At 71.6% G+C, this 567-nt stretch carries 1 protein-coding gene and 1 pseudogene; both read right to left on the minus strand.

The genetic code is table 11. The annotated features are described in order from the left end of the window. Nucleotides 1–287, minus strand: a pseudogene (locus RM844_RS32130) (hypothetical protein); the annotation flags it as partial. Between the two features lie 57 nt (nucleotides 288–344). Next, on the minus strand, nucleotides 345–567 hold a 223-nt coding region (locus RM844_RS32135; RefSeq protein ID WP_311670982.1), incomplete at its 5' end, for a hypothetical protein.

A 567-nucleotide genomic window follows, 5' to 3' on the forward strand; every position in this document is an offset into this window, starting at 1 on the left:
GTGAACCCTTCGGGCACGGCGACGGTGAGCGTCGGCGAGCCGGGCGCTTGGCTGCCTGCGGTGACGGTCGGGCCGGGCGGGGGCGGGCAGGTGACCTCGCCGGGGGCCAGTACCCTCGTGGTGGTCGGCTCGACCCCGTAAGCCGGCACGGCGAACTCCGACGGACGTCCCCGCTGAGGCGTTGTCACGGGCAGCGTCGTGACCGGCGCCGCCGCCGTCGTGGTTTCGGCGAGTGGATCCGCGATGTGGACGCCGCCCCCGCAGCCCGGCAGTGCCAGCAGCGTCATCGCACACGCCCCCACCCAGATGGCATTCACTCTCATCGATCAGTCCCCTCAGTCCCCTCAGTCCTTGGAGAACGCGACAGCGAGCTCCCCCTCGAGGTCTCGGTACGGCTCGCCCGACAGGTCAACGGTGACCTGCCCGATGGTGCCGCCGCCGAACGCGAACGGTGCCCGGATTGCTGCGACACCGCCGATCCGGGGTTGCGGCCGATGCAGATTCCACCCCCGGCGATCGCGAACATGCCGGGGTGGGTTGGCATCCCGTCCAGCTTGGCCACCGCGG

It is taken from the genome of Streptomyces chisholmiae (genome assembly GCF_031845445.1).
In the GTDB taxonomy this organism is placed as follows: Bacteria; Actinomycetota; Actinomycetes; order Streptomycetales; family Streptomycetaceae; genus Streptomyces; species Streptomyces chisholmiae.